The sequence below is a fragment of the Ruegeria sp. HKCCA6707 genome (assembly GCF_013033515.1).
Classification (GTDB): Bacteria; Pseudomonadota; Alphaproteobacteria; order Rhodobacterales; family Rhodobacteraceae; genus Ruegeria.
The window spans coordinates 94,738-113,661 of sequence record NZ_WQEG01000002.1 but is presented as its reverse complement, the minus strand read 5'-3'; the positions used below and the strand labels follow the sequence as shown (position 1 = coordinate 113,661).

The window sequence follows — 18,924 nt, the reverse complement described above, 5'->3', positions numbered from 1 at the left end:
AGTTTCATTTCTTTCCTCGCCGTAATATGTCACTCAGGGCAGGGGGTTCTGGCCCGTCTCTGACATAAACACACACAGGTCGCGGTTTATTCGATGGATGTCGATCTTAACTCGGAACAAGCCGTGCGCGGCGCGATCCAGACGCATTCGAAAAGGGTATGGCGGTTTGCTTTGTCGCTGTCGGGGGCGTCGGATATCGCTGATGATCTGCTGCAAGCAACTTGCCTTCGCGCGCTGGAACGCCACCACCAGGTGACATCAACGGCCCGGTTGGACAGTTGGCTGATGACGATCTGCCGCTCGATCTGGCTGAATGAAATACGGTCCCGCTCGGTCCGCAAGGCGCAGGCCTTGTCTGTGACACCCGAAGTCGAATTGATTTCACAAGATGCCGACGCAGAAACGAATATTTTTGCGGCTGAAGTGTTTACGAAAGTGATGGAACTGCCCGAAGCGCAGCGTGAGACGGTGATGCTTGTGTTTGTAGAAGGATACAGCTACCGCGAGGCGGCGGATATTCTGGGCGTTCCGATTGGCACGATCATGAGCCGGCTGTCCAATGCCCGGCAGAAACTGAAGTCTGCGATTCAGCCTGATGAGGCTGGGTCTGATCGACGGAGTGGCAAATGAAGTTTTCCGACGAGACGCTGTTGGCGTATCTGGAAGGCGATCTGGATCGCGACACGGCCAGCGCCATCGAAGACGCTGTTGCCGAACATGCCGAGCTCGAGTCGCGCCTGATGGCGCTCGACCCGATAGCGCCCATGGTTCAAACCGCGTTTGAAAACGTGCCCGCCAAAGCACCCGTTATCGATCTGCCCGAACCAGAACCGGCACCCATTGCAGGCCCCTCACCGGCGATGGGAATTGGGCGTTTGTTGGCTGTGGCGGCTTCGGTCTCGGTCATTGCGGTCTCGGCCACCTTTTGGGCTACCCGCCCCGAACCGATGGGATGGGCCGAGCAGGCGGCGATTTATCAGTCGCTTTACGCGCCAGAAACGGTTGCCGCGCTTGACCCGTCACCCGAGGCTTTGGATGCGCAATTTGCGCAGGCCGAAGAACAGCTTGGTCGATCTTTGAACCGCGATGTCCTTGAAACCCTTCCGGGGCTTGATCTGAAGCGTGCGCAAATTCTCTCGTTTAAGGGCAAACCGCTTATTCAGGTGGTATTTGCAGACGCACAAGGGCAGCCACTTGCATTCTGTGTCATACGCCAGGGGCCTGGCGCACCTGCAAAGAATGTTGAACACGCCGTTCTCAGCGGTTTGGCAACCGCGACCTGGGCGCAGGATGGCTATGGCTATATCCTCATGGGCAGCGATGCCGACAGCCCGCTTGAAGGGAATCTGGATATTCTGACCACCAGTTTTGCAAGCTGAGCCGCGCACCGCGAAAAGAGCTTGAGAACAGGTGAAAATCTTCGAAGAATGGGCGGTATGAAGCCCAAATCCGCCATACCTGATCCGGACGAGGAAGAACTCGGGCCGCGCAGCATCTATGATTCCGATCCGGTGGATGAGGATGACCTGTGGTTCTTGCCACCCGAAGAGGAAGTGGCCGATGAGGATTTCCTGCCACCCGGACCGCGCGCGGAACAGGGTCTGCTGTTTGATCCCCGCGACTGGCAGGCGGCGCAGAACGATTTGTCCGCCGAGCTTGCCGATCTGTGTCTGACCTTCGGAGCGCTGGATGAGCGCTTGCGCGCGGGCCCCAAGGGTTGGGGCCATCGGCTGGCCCTGATGGACGTGTCGGATCTGGGCTGGTGGACCGGCGACCGGATCAGCGTTGATCGGCTGGCGCTCTGGACCGAGCTGCGGATCGGAGCCACCTCGGATGATGTGCAGGCGCTGTACCGCGCCGGCTGGGCCGTGCGCCGCCTGACTTCGGGCGCGCCACCTGCGGATGGTGGGTGGGAGCAAGGGTTGACCGCGTTTCTGGATCGCATGGCACAAGGGCTGGACGCGGTGCCCGAGGCGGTGGCCGATCTGGCCGAGGTATTGCACAATGCGCAGAGCCTGCATCCGGCGACCCAATCCGCGATTGCCTTTCATGCCTGGCGGGCCCTGTCGCAAGGTATCGGTCAGGATACCGAGGCGGCCATCATCGCCGCCCGCCATGCCGCCAGCATGGGCCGGGCTGGCGCGCTGTTCATGCCGCTGGCCCTGTCCGGTCCCGGTGCGCTGCGCGGTGTCGGCGACCCGCATGAAAAACTGGGTGCCTGGTTGCGTGGGGCAGGGCAGTCCGCTCTGGCCGCCTTGCTGCATCTGGACCGCGTCAGCGCGTGGGACACCCGCGCGCGGGGCGCTACGACAGATCTGAGCGGCCGCACCCCACCGCGGTTGATCGAAGTTCTGACCGCGTGGCCCATGGTCTCGGCCCCCTTGGCGGAGCGGCTGACCGAAGCCTCACGCGCAGCCGTGCAACGTAACCTGATCCTCTTCACCGAACGCGGCCTGATCCGGGAGGTCACCGGTCAGGGACGATACAGGGTATGGACGGCGGCTTTGTGACGGGCCAGATCATGTGAGGGTTCAGTCGAAGATCGCTGAGTTGCAGCAGTTGGAAAACGCCTTGTCGGAGCTGATCGCCAATCGCTCGCAAGGGCAGTGCACCTGTCCGCTTCTCGAAGAGCTCAGTTCCTAACGCTTCCATGATGAAGTGTGGTGGCAAGTAAGAGTTGCAATAAACTCAGTAATTCAATAATTCACGAAATATGGAAGAACTAATTCCTCATCGCCTCTCGACTCTTGGCCATCCGCAGCGCTTGGCCCTGTTCCGCCTTCTCATGCGTCGGTACCCAGATCGCGTGCCTGCGACCGAGCTGGCACAAGCACTTGCGCTGAAACCCAACACACTCTCGACCTACGTGAGCGCCTTGATGCAGGTGGGTCTGGTCACGCAAGAGCGCATTGGCACCTCATTGCGCTATGCGATCCATATGGACGCGGCACGCGAGACCTTTGACTATCTGCTGCGCGATTGTTGCCGCGGTCGCCCCGAAATCTGCTCACCCCTCACCACTTTTGACTTCGACGGAGACAGTCTCATGACTGATCGTAAGTTCAATGTCCTATTCATCTGCACCGGCAATTCCGCGCGCTCGATTTTTGCTGAATCGATTCTGCGCAAAGAGGCCGGGGACAGGTTCGTGGCCTACTCGGCGGGCACCAAGCCGCGCTCAGAGTTGAACCCGTTCGCGCTCGAAGTTCTGGCGCAGAAAGGTCACGATATTTCTGTTCTGGAGTCAAAGAACGTGTCGGTCTTCCAAGTTGACGATGCACCAGACTTCGATTTCGTCTTTACGGTTTGCAATCAGGCAGCAAATGAAGAATGCCCGGCTTGGACCGGTCAGCCGGTAAGTGCCCATTGGGGTATGCCGGACCCGGTGAAGGTCGAAGGTTCCCACGCCGAGAAGAGCCTGGCCTTTCAGCAGTCTTATGGCGCGCTTCTGAGCCGGATCAAAGCCTTTACCGCTCTGCCGATTGCATCTCTTGACCGGATCGCTTTGCAGAAGGCTGTCGACGACATCGCACAATCAAATGAAGGAGCCTCTGCGTGACCACCTACGCCCTCAACGGCCTTGGCCGCATCGGTAAACTTGCCCTAAAGCCTTTGCTGGAACGCGGGGCCAAGATTGCTTGGATCAACGACGCCGTGGGCGACCCAGAGATGCACGCCCATCTTTTAGAGTTCGACACCGTCCATGGCCGGTGGAAGGCAGACTTTTCTCATGACGCGGACAGCGTGACCATAGACGGCACGCGTCTCCCATTCATCGGGACCAAAAACATCGCCGACCTTCCGTTGGAAGGGGTAGATGTCGTCATCGACTGCACTGGGGTCTTCAAGTCCGAGGCCAAGCTTGCGCCTTACTTCGAAGCGGGTGTGAAGAAAGTTGTTATTTCCGCGCCCGTGAAAGACGTCGATGCAGCCAACATTGTCTATGGCGTGAACCATGACATCTACGACGCGGGCAGACATCGCATTGTCACGGCGGCGAGCTGTACGACAAACTGCCTCGCGCCGGTCGTGAAGGTCATTCATGAGAATCTTGGCATCAAGCACGGCTCGATCACCACAATCCACGATGTGACGAACACCCAAACCATTGTGGACAGACCGGCCAAGGATTTACGCCGTGCGCGCTCGGCTCTGAATTCCCTGATCCCGACCACGACAGGCAGCGCGACCGCGATCACGCTCATCTATCCGGAACTGACAGGACGGCTGAATGGCCACGCGGTGCGCGTCCCGCTCTTGAACGCCTCGCTAACAGACTGTGTTTTTGAGGTGGAACGCGAAACCACAGCTGAGGAGGTCAATGCCCTCTTCAAAGCCGCGTCCGAGGGTGAACTGAAGGGAATTCTGGGCTACGAGGAAAGACCGCTTGTTTCGACCGATTATACCAATGACGAACGCTCTAGCATCGTGGATGCGCCATCAACGATGGTCATCAATGGGACGCAGCTGAAGGTCTACGCCTGGTACGACAACGAAATGGGCTATGCGCATCGTCTTGTCGATGTTGCGCTGATGGTTGGAGCGTCAGTGTGACCGACACCTCCGCGCGGCCAGAGGGGCTTTCGGCTTACGTCGCAGTCACGGCGGCGTACTGGGCCTTTATGCTGACCGATGGCGCGCTTCGAATGCTGGTGCTGCTGCACTTTCATTCGTTGGGCTTTAGCCCTGTCCAGCTTGCCTACCTCTTTGTGTTGTACGAGATCGCAGGCATGGTGACCAACCTCTGTGCGGGGTGGATTGCCGCACGGTTTGGTTTGACCTCTACGCTTTATGCGGGCCTTGGCATTCAGGTCTTGGCTTTGTTGGCTTTGGCACAGCTCGACCCGACCTGGGCGATTGGCGTTTCGGTGGCCTATGTGATGGTCGTGCAAGGTGCGAGTGGTGTGGCCAAAGACCTTGCGAAGATGTCGTCCAAATCCGCCGTCAAGCTTTTGGCCCCTTCCGAGGATGGCGGGCTGTTCCGTTGGGTGGCGCTGCTCACCGGTTCCAAGAATGCGGTGAAGGGCCTTGGCTTTTTGTTGGGTGCCGCACTGCTGGCGACGCTCGGCTTTGTCTGGGCCGTCCTCGGGATGGCAGCAGTCCTCGCCGTCATCTTTGTCGCCGTATTGATCGCGATGCCTCCGGGTCTGCCGAAGGGTCGGAAAGGGGCGAAGTTCTCAGAGGTCTTTTCCAAGTCAACGAATGTAGACTGGCTCTCGGTGGCACGTTTATTTCTTTTCGGGGCGCGCGACGTCTGGTTCGTGGTTGGCATCCCGATCTACTTTTATGCGGTGTTGTCCGACGGAACCGTGGCCGGAAACCGAGCCGCCTTCTTCATGATCGGAACCTTTATGGCGGTTTGGGTGATCCTCTACGGTTTTATCCAGGCTTCTGCTCCGCGCATTCTGCACGCGTCATCAAAACCAGAGGGCGAGTTGGTGCGCGCCGCAAAGTGGTGGGCATGGGGCCTCGCTGCGGTCCCTGCCGCTCTGACCATAGCAGCCCTTGCGTCAGATGGGCCGCAGACTTGGCTGACAGTTTCCTTAGTTGCGGGCTTGCTCATCTTCGGAGGGATATTTGCGATCAACTCAGCGCTCCATTCCTACCTCATCCTCGCATTCACGAAAGCGGAGCGTGTTACTATGGATGTGGGCTTTTATTACATGGCCAACGCAGGAGGGCGGCTGGCGGGAACGGTCCTGTCTGGCGTCACATATCAGCTTGGAGGTCTGCCGCTGATGCTGGGGACTGCAACGGTTATGGTGGCAGGCGCAGCGCTCGCCGCGGGGCGGCTGCGGGGCGACGCGCCCGACCCCGCAGTCTAAGGCAGGTCATTTGGATTGGAGCGGACCGTAGAGCAATTTCAGCGAGATCGCGATTTGACTTGCGGTCTGTGAGTTCGCGGCCGGGATCTGCAGCGAACTGTTGCTTTGAGCGCCAAAGAGGCCAGTGGGGTTGCAGATCAGAGCCAGCGTCTATCAGGAATATTTAGCGAACCTATCCGGCACAAAATTGTGCTGTTCTACAAAAATGAAGAACGGGTTCCGAAAATGGTCGGACATTCGTGTATTCCTCTCTGTCTTCAGAGAAGGATCGACGCTTGCGGCTTCCCGAAAGCTGAAGGTCTCCCAACCAACGGTTGCCCGACGCATTGATGTTCTCGAAAGAGAAACAGGTTTGACGCTGTTTGAGCGCGGTACGCACGGCTTCAAGCCGACCCCGGAAGCCCTTCGCCTCGCTCCCTTCGCCGAAGCAATCGAGGCTTCAGTCAGCGAATTTGACGATTGCGCGAAGGAATTGACGTCGACACAGCCCATCCGGATTACAGCTTATTCGGCAAACTTCTCTGCGCGCATGATTGAGATCGTAAACGAGTTCTCTGCCGACAATCAGGATGTCGCATTCGAGTTCTTGTCCAGCGTTCGGGCGCTGGACCTGATGGCGGGCGAGGCCGACATTGCGTTGCGCCTTGCAAGAACCGATCCCGATCCTGAACTGATCTGTCGTAAGATCAGCACGGCCCGCTGGTCTTTGTTCGGCAGCAGAAACTACGCGGACAATTTTGGCTTGCCAGAGTCAACCGATGATCTGGCCGGGCATCGGTTTGTTACCTTTCAGCGGGACGATGTACCGAATGTATTCCACGAATGGTTGACCAATCACGTGGAGCCGGACCAGATCGTCATGTCTTTCACTGAACTCGAGCTGATGCATGCAGCGATCAGATCAGGGCAAGGCCTTGGGATCAGCAATGTGAAACTGGTTGAACCAGACGACTCCTTTATCCGGTGCTTCGACGAAATCCCCGAACTTGCGGTGCCGCATCTGATGCTCATTTCGCCGGAAGCTTATCGCCGGCCCGAGGTTAGAGCCTTCGTTAAGTTCTTCGCACCTCGCTATGCGGCAATCTACAAGTAATGGTTATCCCCGCATTGGACCGCGTACTGACGCTGATGCCAAAAGCGGAGAGCATCATTTCTGTCGTCGAACGCATGTCGGCCAAGGACAAAAGTTGCAGCGAGGGTTGGCGGCAATACTAGCCGGGGATGTCGTTGGGTATTCGGCGCTTAGGCACAAGGATGAGCAATCCACAATTCTAATGCCTGATCACCTGAAAAGCGACATCGTCACCGCAACGATAACAGACCAATCAGGTCGTTTCGTAGAGAGCATGGGTGATGTTTGGCTGGTGCAGTTGCCGGTATTGCGCGCAGGCGAAAGGGATAGTGCGGCCGTTACGTGAGAAAGGACGAGACTTGCATCAAGGTGAAAAGAGCGCGGGTTTGTCTCTATCGAGCTGTCAACAAGCACGACAAGACACTAGATTTCGTGCTTTCGCATCGTCGAAACATACACGCTGCCACCAAGTTCTTCGCGCGGATGTCGAAAGGATTTGGATTCCCGATCCCGATTGAGGTGGTCAGGCCGAGTATTAGAACAACATGGTGGAACAGGACCATCGCTTCATCAAGAGACGCCCACGACCGATGCTAGGGTTCAAAGCCTTTGCTTCACCGGCGGCTACACTGGACGGAATCGAAGTGGCGCACATGATCCGCAAAGGTAGGCTCTTTCCGTTTCGCCAGTACACAGAGCTGGTAGCCTAACCCATCGGCTCAAAGCTACGTTTTCGCCTACACGGCACCGACAACTTGGCTCGTCGAAACACTTGCTGAGTTGTATGTTGTTTTCTAAGGTCCAGGCAGACAGTCACATTCAACAACAGGAGGGCACAAGCTGAACATGCGTATCATCCGCCGACTTCAGCATGGTCCCCGTTTCGCCCTGTAAATGCGTTTGCAGGGCGGGTCCGAGTAACAACGTTCCAATCGGTCTGCCCAAAGCCGCACAGCGGCAATTTTTTCTATGAGCAGAGACTCCGATGACTGTTATGAATATCAACGCTTTAAGCGTAATCCGTGGCGACGTCCTATTCGATGACCTCAATTTCACGATTTCCAAAGGTGATCGTATTGGATTGGTTGCCGCAAATGGGCGTGGCAAGACAACGCTTTTGGAATGCATGGTTGATCAATCCGACCCAACCAGCGGAAACATCGTCCGGGCGCGTGGTTTGAGGGTGGGATATGTAACCCAATACGTTCCAGATCATGCCCATGCCAGAACCTTATACGATTGGGTGCTGGGGTCCCTTCCTCACGAGCTGGCAGAATATGAAAGCTGGCGTGTGGATGTTGTGCTTGGGGACTTGAACGTTCCTTATGAGTTTCAGCACCGCCCGCTCAGTGAGTTAAGCGGAGGGTGGCAAAGGACCGCGCTGCTGGCGGCTGCATGGGTTCAGGAACCCGATCTACTTTTGCTGGATGAGCCGACAAACCATTTGGATTTGCATCGTATTGGTTTGCTCCAAAACTGGCTATCCGATTTGCCACGAGATCTGCCCTTCGTCGTGACGTCACATGATCGGGCCTTTCTTGATGAGACAACCAACCGAACATTGTTTCTGAGGGCAAACCGGTCTCGCGTATTTTCGCTCCCATATACGGCGGCGCGGGCCGCGCTCGACGAAGCTGATGCTGCTGACCAACGGCGGTTTGTGAATGATCTGAACAAAGCGCAGCAGCTGCGCAAACAGGCTGCGAAGCTTAAGAATATCGGTATCAACTCCGGATCTGACCTTTTGGTGACCAAGACCAAACAGCTCAATGATCGCGCGGCGCAGATCGAAGCAGGCGCCAAGCCCGCCCACCGAGAGCGCAGTACAGGTGATATCAAACTGGTAAACAGCGGAACCCATGCCAAGGCTTTGGTTACTTTGGGTGACGTGCGGGTTGAAACGCCGGACGGTCGTTTGTTGTACAAGACCGGGCAGAAATGGATCCTGCCCGGAGACCGTATCGTGCTTTTGGGCGCCAATGGCACTGGCAAAACCCGTTTGGTGAAGATTCTGCAAAGTGTGTTTTCGGGGAACAGCGAGGTAATCAAATCTGCACCGTCCGTCGTGCCAGCCTATTCAGATCAGCAATTGAGCCAGCTTTCAGACAGCGACACACCGATGGCTGCTGTTACAGGGCAATTTGACATTGGTGACCAACGCGCACGCAGCGTTCTGGCGGGTGCGGGTGTCAACATACAGATGCAAGACACCAAAATCGGTGCGCTGTCCGGGGGGCAAAAGGCGCGCCTGGCGATGTTGATGCTGCGGCTCAAGAACCCGAATTTCTATCTGCTTGATGAGCCGACAAACCATCTCGACATTGAAGGACAAGAGGCTCTTGAGGATGAATTGATCACACATGGCGCATCATGTTTGCTTGTCAGTCACGACCGCAGCTTTGTGCGCAATGTGGGCAATCGGTTCTGGGTGATCACCAATAAGAGCCTGGAAGAAACCGACAGCCCCGAGCCGTTTTTGGCAAGCGAAATGCTTTGACTGTGATCCCTCTGGCCTTGTGCTTTCGCCCGGACCGGTTGTGGATTTGCCGAGATCTTGTTGCGATCGATTCCCGCTATTGCCGCAAGGAAAGAAATGCAGAAGTGGCACCGCCGTCGACGGGCAGAATATGACCGGTGATCTGGCGCGCATCTGATCCTGCAAGGAACAAGGCCGTGGCGGCAACATCCCGAGCTTCATTCGGGCGTCGCGTCGAAGTCGCGCCCATCGCTGCCCGGCTCCGCACGCAAAATGGCAACGAAAGCACGGCGCTCTCGTTGCCAGGTAAGGCGCTCGTTAATACGCGGCCTTTGGGGAGTTCTCTGGATCTTTGCGGCTCAGCTCACGCCAGCGATTTCCTTCAGGCGAACCATGACTTCTTCACCGACCAGCTCTGTTCCAAGCTCGTCCCACACTGGTTTCATCGCCTCAGCCCATGCAGCACGCTGTTCATCGTTCAGGTAATGAACACCAACGCCTTCACCGGCAATATACTCCGCAGCGGATCCGTTGATTTCGGTGTTCTTCGCCATGTTCCAGGTTGTTGCGTCGGCCAGTGCTGCCTGAACCTCGGACTTCACGTCATCGGGCATGCTATCCCACCACTGTTTGTTGGCCCCGACCAGGTAGAACGAGTACTGGTGGTCTGTCATTGTGATATGGTCAACAAACTGATAGGTCGACGATCCGCGCCATGAGTTTGGGGTGACTTCGCCCGCATCGATAACGCCCTGCTGAAGCGCGGTCGGAGCTTCTGACCAGTTGATGCCAACCGGATTTGCGCCGACGGCCTCCCAAGTTTTCACAAAGATCGGAGCTGACTGAACACGAACTTTCAACCCTTCCGCATCCTGTGGCAGCAAAATCGGATCCTGACCCTTATAGCCAAGGTCACGCGGGCCGTTCATCCAAACAGCGACGATCTCGATGTTTTGGTTGTTCAGACCGGGCATGATCGCGTCACGGATCACCGGATCAGCAACGGCCGCCTGGATCTTTTCGGGTGTGTTCAGCATGAAAGGCAGCTGCAACGCCGCGACCTTGGGCTCGACCGTGCTGTAGATGCCTGCGGTGGGCGAAATGATATGCGTGCCACCCAATTGGAGCCCCTGGATCTGGCTTTGCTGATCGAAAAGCGTGCCGGAATGGTGCATCTCGACATTGATCTTGTCCCCAAGACGCCCTTCAAAGCGTCACGCAACCCTGCCACATCCGCGAGTGCTGGCGTGCATGTTGTGTCATGCATCAGCAGGCGATTGGGCTGGAACGTGAACTCGAAATCCGGCTGTCGTTCCCGCATCGCGCGCAGCAACTCAGGCAAAGAGCCACCTGCACGCAGATGGTTTTCGGCCAACAAGCGCAGCACATACGGCAATCGCGGCAGCATATCGCCAAGCAATGAACTGAGATCGAGCACACGCAGCTTGCGCGGTCCGATTGTCACCGTTCGTTGGGCCTGTTCCGGCAACGGTCAGATCAGTTTTTTGTGGCTGTGCAAAACACCGTCTGCATCGCCATAAACCCAATCTCCAGGCGTGAATTTGACCCCCCCGAATGAGACAGGATCGCCGACCTTGCCCCATCCGGCTTTGGCGCTTTTCACCGGGCTGGTCGCCAACGCAAAGACCAACGTGTCCATCTGATTGACCTCGGCGCTATCGCGGATTGAAGCATTCAGGATCAAACCCGCCCAGCCATTTTCGATTGCCAGTTCTGCCAGAATGTCCCCCAGCAAGGCGATGCGGGTAGAGCCTCCGCCATCGACCACCAGCACACGACCTTCACCCGGTTGTTCAAGCTGCGCGCGCACTTCGGTGTTGTCCTCGAAGCATTTGACCGTCTGCACCTGAGCGGCAAAGAACGGCTTTGTTCCAAACTGACGGAACGGCAAATGCACCAACGTCAGGTCTGCGGCGTGGCGATCAATCAGATCAGCGGTTTTCATGGGTCAGATCCTTCCAAACGTTTGTTTTAATTCGCTCACGTCAGCTTCTGACAGGAACCGTGTGGGCAACCCACGCAGCGCCACAAGAAGCTTTGCTGTCTCTTCCAGTTCTTCAGCGGCGCAAACCGCAGAAAACAGGTCTTTGCCTGAAACGACCGGACCGTGATTTGCCAAGAGAACCGCGCCATATCGGCCCTCCAGGTCGCGGATCAGATCTCCCGATCTAGGATCCCCTGGTTTGACATAGGGAACCATTTTGACGGGCCCAACACGCATCACCACGTAAGGTGTCAGCGGTGGGATACAGTCGTCCGGATCGGTGTCCGACAAGCAGGACAAAGCAGTGGCCCAGGTAGAATGTAGATGCACAACGGCACCTGCGTCGGGGCGCGTTTCATAAAAGGCCTGATGTAAAAACACTTCTTTGGTGGGTTTGTCGCCATCGACATGGACGCCATTTAGGTCAATTTTGGCGATCCGCTCAGGCTCGATGCTGCCCAAAGTGGCATTGGTCGGTGTCATCAGAATGCCGTCCGGCAGTTTGGCGGAAACATTTCCCGCCGTTCCAACCGAAAAGCCCCGTTCATAAAGCGAACGGCAAAGATCGGACATTTGTTGACGAAGGTCTGCTTCGGTCATGAACCTGTCTCCATAACGCGCAGGGCCTTGGAAAAGAAATCCGGTGCTCCGAAATTGCCGGATTTCAACGCCAGCGCCAATGGCGTGTCCTGGCCCAATGTCAGGACAGGAACGCCTGGATCAATTTCTGGCCCAATAGTCATTGCAGGTGCTTGCAGCGCGTTTGTAACCGATTGCGCAACGGCTCCCGAAGTTTCGCCGCCCGCGACAACGATCCTGCGATAGCCCAATTCAACCAGATCCCGCGCCGTATCCGCAAACAAGGCATCCAATTTGGAGGCAACCTTTTCGCGACCGAACCGCGCTTGCAGCGCGCGGACTTCGTCAGGCGTGCCCGACGAATAGGCCAGCGGCTTTTGCCCGGCATTCTCTTGATAGAAATCGACCAGCGTTTTGCGCGTCACTTCACCGGCCATTACCGCAGGGACATCAATGGCCAGGGACGGGTGCGATTTGGCGTGCAGATCAACCTGACCACGAGTGGCACCAGAACAGGAGCCGGCCAAAATAGCCTCGGGGCCCGAAACGCCTTGGAACCCAGATGGTTGTCCCTCTCTGGCGGATGCCCGGTCAAAGTTTCTTGGCAGACCCAAAGCAATTCCCGACCCCCCGGTGATAAAGGGAGCGTCACGCAAAGCTTCGCCCAGAGCCAACAGGTCTTCGTCTGATATGGCGTCTGCAATCAGAAACCGTTCTTCGGCATCTTCGATGGCGGTTCTTACCGCGTTTGGCCCCTGACGAACAACTGACATTGGAACCAAGCCGACTTTTTCGCTGGTTTGATGCCCCAGCCAACGGCGAATATTGGCATCCGTCATCGGGGTGAGCGGATGATTTTCCAAACCAGACTCATGCAACAGACGGTCATTCACAAACAGATGACCCTGATAGATCGTGCGCCCAGCTGTGGGAAAAGCCGGGCAGAACACAACACCTTTTGCGTCCAGTTCGTCCGCCAACGCCTCTGCGACCGGGCCGATATTACCTTCTTTTGTCGAGTCGAATGTCGAACAGTATTTGAAGATGAACTGGCGGCATCCCTGGTCACGCAACCAGCGCAATGCCGCAAGGCTATCGCTTACGGCTTCGGATATCGGCGCGGTGCGGCTTTTCAGCGAGATTACACCTGCTTCGACATGTTTCGGTGCAGGGCCAGTTGGCACGCCCGAAAACTGTGCCGTATACAATCCGCCCTCTGGGGCGACCCCCTGTGCCAGAGTGTTCGCGATATCACTGGCTCCGGTGAAATCATCTGCAATCACGCCTACCAGCATTTTATGCCTCGCCTTTTTGAGTTTCGACCCGCCGTTTTATTTCGGCAATCGCGGCCTCGGGGCTTGTCAAAACCGGCACATCGGTCACGTCGCGCACTGCGTCGGCTGCGCCGGCCATCGAAAACTGAGCCAGCAGTATGGCATCGGCACCGGTGATCTTTTGTGCCGTCTTTGCAATCAGACGGTTATGTGTCGCGTCGTCGCCTGCTCGTTTGGCGTCCAGCGCACCTTCGGCGAAGTGGCTGGAAAGACGCGCTGAGCTGCCACGCGCCGCCGCCGCTTCTTTGAATTCTTCTTTCATGCCGGGTGCTGCGGGCTCGAAAGTGTATATCATCGCGATGTTGTCACCATGGGCAAAGGCCGCATCAAACATCGCTTCGTTAGGCTTCATGACCGGAACTCTTGCGCCATCTGCAGCATCTTCAATCGCCTGGCCAAACGCCGAACAGGTGAACAGGATTCCGCTAGCGCCCAGGTTTTCCGCGTATTGCGCAAGGCCGACGATCCTGTCCCAAAGATCCAGGGAAAGCTCGTCACTTTTCTGGCGATCAGCAGACAGGCCTTCTTCCAGAATCGTGACCGTTTCGGCCTCTGGCCACAGGTCCCGAGCAGCGGTTTCGATTGGGTCTATCGCGACGCGGGTGGCGTGTATCAACGCCAATCGAGGCATCTGTTTCATCGCAACCTCACTTAAAGAGAGGTGACGCCGTCACGGGACGACGCCACCAGACGTATAGGGCAATGCCCTGCTGGGAGGGAGTAATCAAGCCGCTACGGCAACCTTGGCGACTTCCTGAGCGACGAGCGTTCCGAATGCGTCGGTGTTCACCGTTCCACCAAGATCTCGGGTGCGTTTGGCAGGATCGTCGATGACTACGTCAACCGCGTCAGCAATTGCCTGCCCTGCATCCATCAGCTTTTGAACGCCGCGCTGCTCGCCCAGCCAGATCAACATCATGGCAGCGGACAGAATAAGTGATGTGGGGTTTGCGACATTCTGCCCGGCAATATCAGGCGCCGAACCATGTTGCGCCTGCGCACAGCAAAGACCGGTTTCCGCGTTCGCGTTGATGGACCCTGCAAGCCCAAGCGAGCCGGAAAGCTCGGAAGCCAGGTCGGACAGGATGTCACCGTAGAAATTGGTTGCGACAACGACGTCGTATTTCTGCGGCTGGCGGACCAACAGCGCGGCAAACGCGTCAACAATCAGCTCTTCCGTTTCAACCTCGGGATAATCCTTTGCAACCTCGCGGAAGCATTCAAGGAACAGACCATCGGTCATCAGGAACGAGTTTGCTTTGTGAATCGCCGCGACTTTTTTGTCGCGCTGCATCGCCAGCTTAAAGGCTTCGCGGCAAATCCGCATTGATCCGTGACGTGTGATTTTGCGCACCGAAAGAGCCATGTCCGGGTCCGGCATCATCTCGCCGACGCCTTTGTACATGTTGCGGTCCGGATAGAACCCTTCCGTCGCTTCGCGCATGATGACCAGATCCATGCCTTCGGCCTTGTTCGGCAAGAAGTCGCGGCTGCGCGCCGGGCGGACGTTTGCATACAGGTCCAACCCAATTCGAAAGCCAGCGGACACGTTGCGCCCGCCCTCGACCACTGGCGGATAGTCCATGTGGGACTGGGTGCCGAGAATCACGCCGTCAAACTCGGTCCGCGCCCGGTCCAATACCTCTTCTCGCAGCGTGATGCCGTGCTTTTTCAGACTGACAAAGCCCGATTCTTCCTCGTGAAATGTCAGACCCAAGCCGAAGCGGTTGTTGGCAGCTTCAACAACTTCCAAGGTCGCGGCCATGATTTCTGGGCCAATCCCGTCGCATGGCAAGGTCATAATCTTCATTTCTCTTCCTCCCGAGGGCTATTCGCTTCGATAAACGGTTGTTGGCCAGCTCTTACTTAGATTTTTTGCATATTACAATAATAAAAAACTATTTTGTATCTTGTTGAGCAGGCAGTCTTTTAATTTAAGTTATATATTACAGCATATTACTAGTTCACTGGTCTTAATATAACAAGACTGACCTCTAAGATTTATGCTTTTCTATTTGACAACGTGCAATCCATGTGAATATTGCACTATCAGATCGTAAAAAGCAATGTGGTCAAAGGGAGGACACCATATGATCATGCGAAGAACTTTTACTATGCTTGCAGCAGCTGCCGCATCGGCCGTTTTTGCGATGCCGGCGGTTGCGGAGGACTATCCGTCCGAGCGTCTTACCTATACAATTGCATTTGGTCCGGGCGGCGGTAACGACCGTATGTCGCGCACCGTTGTCGACATTCTGCGCAAATACGAGCTGTTCGATAACAACATCGTTGTCGAAAACCGCGAAGGTGGCAGTGGTGCCGTTGGCTTTAGCTATGTCGCAGGCAAAGCAGGTGATCCGTATCGCCTGACGTCCACCAGCGGCAACTTTATCGGAACACCTTTGGTGGCCGACACCGATTGGACCTTTGCTGACTTCACGCCAATCGGCCTGCTTGCAAGTGACGCAATGCTGCTGGTTGTCCGCTCCGACTCGGATTTCGGTGACGTTGGCGCATTTGTCGACGCGGCAAAGGCAGGTCGCGTGACCATCGCGGGCAGCGGCTCGGCCGGACCCGAGCGTGTAACCGCCGCGCTTTTCGCAAATGCAGCTGGTATCGAATTTGAGTATGTCCCGATCGGCTCGGGCGGTGAACTTGTTACCGCGCTGACGTCCGGCAGTGTTGACGCGGTTGTCGCCAACCCGTCCGAAGTTTCAGGGCAACTTGAAGCCGGAACTTTGAAGGCGCTGGCGTTTTCAGACACAGCCCGCAGCACCAACAACCCCGACGTTCCGACCTTTATGGAACTGGGCTACGATTTCAGTTTCTCGCTGCCGCGCGGCGTTGTTATGCCCAACGATCTGGACCCGGCTGTTCAGGACTGGTGGATCGAAACGCTGAAAAAAGTGATCGATACACCTGAATGGGAAGAGTACCTGGTCAAGAACGGTATGTCCGGCAACCCGATCTGGGGCGACGAGTTCGCAGCCTACCTGGAAGACACCAGCACCAAGTACCGCGCGACTCTGGTCGAAATCGGCGCAATCCAGGAATAATCAATGTACAATCGCGGGCGCTCCCTCGGGGGCGCCCGTTTGCTGTCTAACTCCAATCGGAAAGGGGGGAGATCCGATGAAAAAGTGGTTCGCCGCTGGACTGCTTGTTTTGGCTGTCGGCTATACACTCTACGGCATCAACACATTAACGCTTTTGACCTCATCCGGCAGGCCCGCCGCAGGGTTCTTCCCTCTCGTAATTGGCGTGTTGATGGTCATTTCCTGCGCAATCAACCTGTGGGGAGACTGGCGCGAGGAGCAAGAGCAAGTGCGCTCGGGCGTTGTTCCTTCGCATCAAGCTGATCCTGAAACCGAGGCCAAGGCCGACGCGCTGGGTGTGGATGCCCATGGCATCGATGGTGGTCAAGCATTTGGCCGCGATGTGTTCATTGTCTTCATATACATCTGCGCAATGGTCGCGATCATGAAGCCTGTTGGTGCGTTCCTTGCAATGGTCATCTTCATGCTTGTCTTCCTTTTCACGTTCAACCGCAAACAGGTCATCAGCAATGTGATCTACAGCATCGCTCTGCCTGCGTTTTTGTACGGGCTGTTCAAGATCCTGTTGAACGCCTCGTTGCCCACAAGTCCGTTTGGCTTCTGACGCGCCACAACGAATGACAGAGGACCAATCACATGCTTGCTGAAATCGCTGCAAACCTCTCGCTTGGATTAAGCGTTGCTGCTTCGCCAGAGGGCTTTCTTTTTCTTGTCATCGGCGCGTTCCTTGGAATGATCGTCGGTCTCTTTCCGGGCTTCGGTCCGGCCGCTGGGATCGCGGTGCTTATTCCAATGACGTTCGGGCTGACGCCCACTATCGCGATCATCATGCTCGCGGGTATCTACTATGGCTCGATGTACGGGGGCACGATTACGTCGATCCTGATCAATACACCCGGTGAATCGGCGACCGTTGCATCAACGATTGATGGCTATCCACTCGCCCAAAAGGGCCGCGCGGGGCCCGCGCTGGTAATGCAGGCCATTGCATCGTTCTTTGGTGGAACCATCGGCGTTATCCTCATCACAGCGTTGGCGCCTTCGCTTGCCAATTTTGCTGCCTCTTTTGGTCCATCCGAATATTTTCTGATCATCGCGGTCGGTTTGCTCATGCTGACCACCATGATGGGGGACAACAAGTTCAAAGGCTTTATCTCGGCCCTGATCGGTTTTGCCATCGGTACAGTTGGCGTTGACGTCATGAGCGGCCAGCAACGCTATACCTTTGGTTCAGCAGAGCTGATTGGCGGTGTCTATTTTGTCGCCGTTGCCATTGGCCTTTTCGGTATTGGCGAGTTGCTGCATTGCATCCTCAATGGCCAGCACCGGCAACCTGCAAAACGGCTTCGGGTCAGCTTTCGTGACAAGGAGTTTTGGCCCAACAAACAAGACTACTACGAGTCGCGTTGGACATTCTGGCGTGGATCGGCCATCGGTTTCATCGCTGGCGTGCTGCCGGGATCGGGCGCTACGCTTGGGTCGATCATCGGGTATTCGGTCGAAAAGAAAGTCGCCAAAGATCCCGAGAAATTCGGCAAAGGTGAAATGCGTGGGCTGGTTGCGCCTGAAGCTGCAAACAACGCGGCGTCTGCTGGCGCTATGGTTCCACTGCTGTCGCTGGGTATTCCCGGCTCTGGCGCGACCGCGGTTCTGCTTGGCGCGTTCCTGATGTGGGGCTTGCAGCCCGGTCCGTTGCTGATCGTCAACGACCCGGAATTCGTCTGGGGACTGATTGCCAGCATGTATCTGGGCAATATGATCCTGATCGCGATGAGCATTTTCGCCATCCCGCTTTTCGTAAAGTTCTTGGACATTCCTTATGTCAACGTGGTGCCCGTCATCGTATTGCTGTGTATCATCGGTGCCTATGCGATCAACGCGAGCATCATCGAGACCTGGATTCTTGTGCTCAGTGGCTTGGTCGGCTTTGCGATGAAAAGCTATGGCTATTCACCTGCAGCGACCGTCTTGGCTCTGGTGTTGGGCTCAATGGCAGAAGAAACTTTCCTGCAAACCTACATCATTTCGCAGGGAACCATGAACCTCTTCTGGCAGCGTCCGGTGTCTTTGGTTCTGTCCATCATTCTTCTCACGATCATCATCGTCCCGATTGCGATGACCCTCTTGAAGAAAAAAGACCGCGCCAACGTCGGCAACGCCTGATCGTCTGGTGTTTTCAAAATTCCTACCGGTCGGTTTGCGTTGCGCAAGCGGACCGGTAGATGATGTAGCCGCGCGCAGGATGGTCGTTTGCGATGGGTCTGCGCGCCGAACACACATTGGCTGGCGATGCGGTTCTGTTTGGTCAGGCCGACTATTACCATGCTTTCGAAAATGAAACGTCTGTTGCCTTCGGGCAGAATACGGTCCTGACCGAGCGCGGGGCGAACACGGCTGGTCTGACCCTGGGCGGCAATGTGGCCGTATCGTCCAGAACTAGTCTGTTTGCCGAGGTCACCGGAGAAACCGGATTCGGCAGCAGTTCAGGCGACTATACCTTTGGTGGAAACATCGGAATCGAGTTCCGTTTCTGAAGGTCCTACGAAGCATCGCGGCCCGCCGTAGTGATGGCGGGCC

General features: G+C 56.4%; 19 protein-coding genes and 2 pseudogenes. 14 read left to right on the top strand and 7 right to left on the bottom strand.

Features of this window, described 5'->3' with window-relative positions:
* Positions 1 to 93 precede the first annotated feature (93 nt).
* From GOW40_RS06470 to GOW40_RS06430, 9 genes and pseudogenes are all read left to right on the top strand, one after another.
* The gene (locus GOW40_RS06470) at positions 94 to 630 is read left to right on the top strand and encodes an RNA polymerase sigma factor (protein ID WP_171103022.1); all 537 of its coding nucleotides are present in this window, start codon (positions 94 to 96) and stop codon (positions 628 to 630) included.
* Positions 627 to 1,379, top strand: a complete 753-nt coding sequence (locus GOW40_RS06465) for a hypothetical protein (RefSeq protein ID WP_171132824.1) — start codon at positions 627 to 629, stop codon at positions 1,377 to 1,379. The genes GOW40_RS06470 and GOW40_RS06465 overlap by 4 nt, the downstream gene beginning before the upstream one ends.
* A 57-nt stretch (positions 1,380 to 1,436) precedes the next feature.
* A complete protein-coding gene (locus tag GOW40_RS06460; protein WP_171132823.1) occupies positions 1,437 to 2,510 on the top strand; it encodes a helix-turn-helix domain-containing protein in 1,074 nt (357 codons plus the stop codon).
* A 203-nt stretch (positions 2,511 to 2,713) separates the two neighbouring features.
* A complete protein-coding gene (locus GOW40_RS06455) occupies positions 2,714 to 3,559 on the top strand; it encodes a helix-turn-helix domain-containing protein (RefSeq protein WP_171136666.1) in 846 nt (281 codons plus the stop codon).
* On the top strand, positions 3,556 to 4,554 hold the full coding sequence (locus tag GOW40_RS06450; protein ID WP_171132821.1) for an ArsJ-associated glyceraldehyde-3-phosphate dehydrogenase: 999 nt from the start codon (positions 3,556 to 3,558) through the stop codon (positions 4,552 to 4,554). The genes GOW40_RS06455 and GOW40_RS06450 overlap by 4 nt, the downstream gene beginning before the upstream one ends.
* Complete coding sequence (gene arsJ / locus GOW40_RS06445; protein ID WP_171132820.1) at positions 4,551 to 5,825, top strand: organoarsenical effux MFS transporter ArsJ; 1,275 nt, start codon at positions 4,551 to 4,553, stop codon at positions 5,823 to 5,825. The genes GOW40_RS06450 and arsJ overlap by 4 nt, the downstream gene beginning before the upstream one ends.
* Before the next feature lie 124 nt (positions 5,826 to 5,949).
* Positions 5,950 to 6,918, top strand: a complete 969-nt coding sequence (locus GOW40_RS06440; RefSeq protein WP_171230906.1) for a LysR family transcriptional regulator — start codon at positions 5,950 to 5,952, stop codon at positions 6,916 to 6,918.
* Between the two features lie 267 nt (positions 6,919 to 7,185).
* Positions 7,186 to 7,607: pseudogene (locus GOW40_RS06435) on the top strand (DDE-type integrase/transposase/recombinase); the annotation flags it as partial.
* A gap of 275 nt (positions 7,608 to 7,882) precedes the next feature.
* Positions 7,883 to 9,394, top strand: coding sequence for an ABC-F family ATP-binding cassette domain-containing protein (locus GOW40_RS06430; RefSeq protein WP_171230905.1), 1,512 nt, complete (start codon positions 7,883 to 7,885; stop codon positions 9,392 to 9,394).
* Positions 9,395 to 9,470: 76 nt separating this feature from the next.
* On the opposite strand, the gene GOW40_RS06425 is transcribed toward GOW40_RS06430, so the two are convergent.
* Both GOW40_RS06425 and GOW40_RS06420 read right to left on the bottom strand, forming a co-directional pair.
* On the bottom strand, positions 9,471 to 9,623 hold the full coding sequence (locus tag GOW40_RS06425) for an SDR family oxidoreductase (protein WP_171132817.1): 153 nt from the start codon (positions 9,621 to 9,623) through the stop codon (positions 9,471 to 9,473).
* Positions 9,624 to 9,732: 109 nt separating this feature from the next.
* Positions 9,733 to 10,569, bottom strand: a pseudogene (locus GOW40_RS06420) (TRAP transporter substrate-binding protein); the annotation flags it as partial.
* A gap of 65 nt (positions 10,570 to 10,634) precedes the next feature.
* Between GOW40_RS06420 and GOW40_RS06415 the strand changes: the two are divergent.
* Positions 10,635 to 10,796: a hypothetical protein gene (locus tag GOW40_RS06415; RefSeq protein ID WP_171230904.1), complete on the top strand. Its 162-nt coding sequence runs from the start codon at positions 10,635 to 10,637 to the stop codon at positions 10,794 to 10,796.
* 69 nt (positions 10,797 to 10,865) lie between these two features.
* On the opposite strand, the gene rraA is transcribed toward GOW40_RS06415, so the two are convergent.
* From rraA to GOW40_RS06390, 5 genes are all read right to left on the bottom strand, one after another.
* Positions 10,866 to 11,339: a ribonuclease E activity regulator RraA gene (gene rraA / locus GOW40_RS06410; protein WP_171132815.1), complete on the bottom strand. Its 474-nt coding sequence runs from the start codon at positions 11,337 to 11,339 to the stop codon at positions 10,866 to 10,868.
* A 3-nt stretch (positions 11,340 to 11,342) separates the two neighbouring features.
* Positions 11,343 to 11,978, bottom strand: coding sequence for a 3-oxo-tetronate 4-phosphate decarboxylase (otnC, locus tag GOW40_RS06405; RefSeq protein ID WP_171132814.1), 636 nt, complete (start codon positions 11,976 to 11,978; stop codon positions 11,343 to 11,345).
* On the bottom strand, positions 11,975 to 13,252 hold the full coding sequence (gene otnK, locus GOW40_RS06400) for a 3-oxo-tetronate kinase (protein ID WP_171132813.1): 1,278 nt from the start codon (positions 13,250 to 13,252) through the stop codon (positions 11,975 to 11,977). The genes otnC and otnK overlap by 4 nt, the downstream gene beginning before the upstream one ends.
* A gap of 1 nt (position 13,253) precedes the next feature.
* Positions 13,254 to 13,931: an aspartate/glutamate racemase family protein gene (locus GOW40_RS06395; protein ID WP_171132812.1), complete on the bottom strand. Its 678-nt coding sequence runs from the start codon at positions 13,929 to 13,931 to the stop codon at positions 13,254 to 13,256.
* Positions 13,932 to 14,015: 84 nt separating this feature from the next.
* Positions 14,016 to 15,101, bottom strand: coding sequence for an isocitrate/isopropylmalate dehydrogenase family protein (locus tag GOW40_RS06390; RefSeq protein WP_171132811.1), 1,086 nt, complete (start codon positions 15,099 to 15,101; stop codon positions 14,016 to 14,018).
* A 340-nt stretch (positions 15,102 to 15,441) separates the two neighbouring features.
* Between GOW40_RS06390 and GOW40_RS06385 the strand changes: the two genes are divergently transcribed.
* The 4 genes from GOW40_RS06385 to GOW40_RS06370 all read left to right on the top strand — a co-directional run bounded on the left by GOW40_RS06385 (position 15,442) and on the right by GOW40_RS06370 (position 18,881).
* A complete protein-coding gene (locus GOW40_RS06385) occupies positions 15,442 to 16,347 on the top strand; it encodes a tripartite tricarboxylate transporter substrate binding protein (protein WP_217352258.1) in 906 nt (301 codons plus the stop codon).
* 76 nt (positions 16,348 to 16,423) lie between these two features.
* Positions 16,424 to 16,951, top strand: coding sequence for a tripartite tricarboxylate transporter TctB family protein (locus GOW40_RS06380; protein WP_171132809.1), 528 nt, complete (start codon positions 16,424 to 16,426; stop codon positions 16,949 to 16,951).
* A gap of 32 nt (positions 16,952 to 16,983) precedes the next feature.
* Positions 16,984 to 18,510 carry a tripartite tricarboxylate transporter permease gene (locus GOW40_RS06375; protein WP_171132808.1) on the top strand — a complete coding sequence of 509 codons (1,527 nt, stop codon included), beginning with the start codon at positions 16,984 to 16,986 and terminating at the stop codon, positions 18,508 to 18,510.
* 92 nt (positions 18,511 to 18,602) lie between these two features.
* Positions 18,603 to 18,881: an autotransporter domain-containing protein gene (locus tag GOW40_RS06370; protein ID WP_171132807.1), complete on the top strand. Its 279-nt coding sequence runs from the start codon at positions 18,603 to 18,605 to the stop codon at positions 18,879 to 18,881.
* The last annotated feature ends 43 nt before the right edge of the window (positions 18,882 to 18,924 follow it).

Coding starts and splice junctions, on each gene's coding strand:
- GOW40_RS06470 (WP_171103022.1), top strand. CDS start 94: ATGGATGTCGATCTTAACTCGGAACAAGCCGTGCGCGGCGCGATCCAG.
- GOW40_RS06465 (WP_171132824.1), top strand. CDS start 627: ATGAAGTTTTCCGACGAGACGCTGTTGGCGTATCTGGAAGGCGATCTG.
- GOW40_RS06460 (WP_171132823.1), top strand. CDS start 1,437: ATGAAGCCCAAATCCGCCATACCTGATCCGGACGAGGAAGAACTCGGG.
- GOW40_RS06455 (WP_171136666.1), top strand. CDS start 2,714: ATGGAAGAACTAATTCCTCATCGCCTCTCGACTCTTGGCCATCCGCAG.
- GOW40_RS06430 (WP_171230905.1), top strand. CDS start 7,883: ATGACTGTTATGAATATCAACGCTTTAAGCGTAATCCGTGGCGACGTC.
- GOW40_RS06425 (WP_171132817.1), bottom strand. CDS start 9,623: ATGGGCGCGACTTCGACGCGACGCCCGAATGAAGCTCGGGATGTTGCC.
- GOW40_RS06415 (WP_171230904.1), top strand. CDS start 10,635: ATGCATCAGCAGGCGATTGGGCTGGAACGTGAACTCGAAATCCGGCTG.
- rraA (WP_171132815.1), bottom strand. CDS start 11,339: ATGAAAACCGCTGATCTGATTGATCGCCACGCCGCAGACCTGACGTTG.
- otnC (WP_171132814.1), bottom strand. CDS start 11,978: ATGACCGAAGCAGACCTTCGTCAACAAATGTCCGATCTTTGCCGTTCG.
- otnK (WP_171132813.1), bottom strand. CDS start 13,252: ATGCTGGTAGGCGTGATTGCAGATGATTTCACCGGAGCCAGTGATATC.
- GOW40_RS06395 (WP_171132812.1), bottom strand. CDS start 13,931: ATGAAACAGATGCCTCGATTGGCGTTGATACACGCCACCCGCGTCGCG.
- GOW40_RS06390 (WP_171132811.1), bottom strand. CDS start 15,101: ATGAAGATTATGACCTTGCCATGCGACGGGATTGGCCCAGAAATCATG.
- GOW40_RS06385 (WP_217352258.1), top strand. CDS start 15,442: ATGCCGGCGGTTGCGGAGGACTATCCGTCCGAGCGTCTTACCTATACA.
- GOW40_RS06380 (WP_171132809.1), top strand. CDS start 16,424: ATGAAAAAGTGGTTCGCCGCTGGACTGCTTGTTTTGGCTGTCGGCTAT.
- GOW40_RS06375 (WP_171132808.1), top strand. CDS start 16,984: ATGCTTGCTGAAATCGCTGCAAACCTCTCGCTTGGATTAAGCGTTGCT.
- GOW40_RS06370 (WP_171132807.1), top strand. CDS start 18,603: ATGGGTCTGCGCGCCGAACACACATTGGCTGGCGATGCGGTTCTGTTT.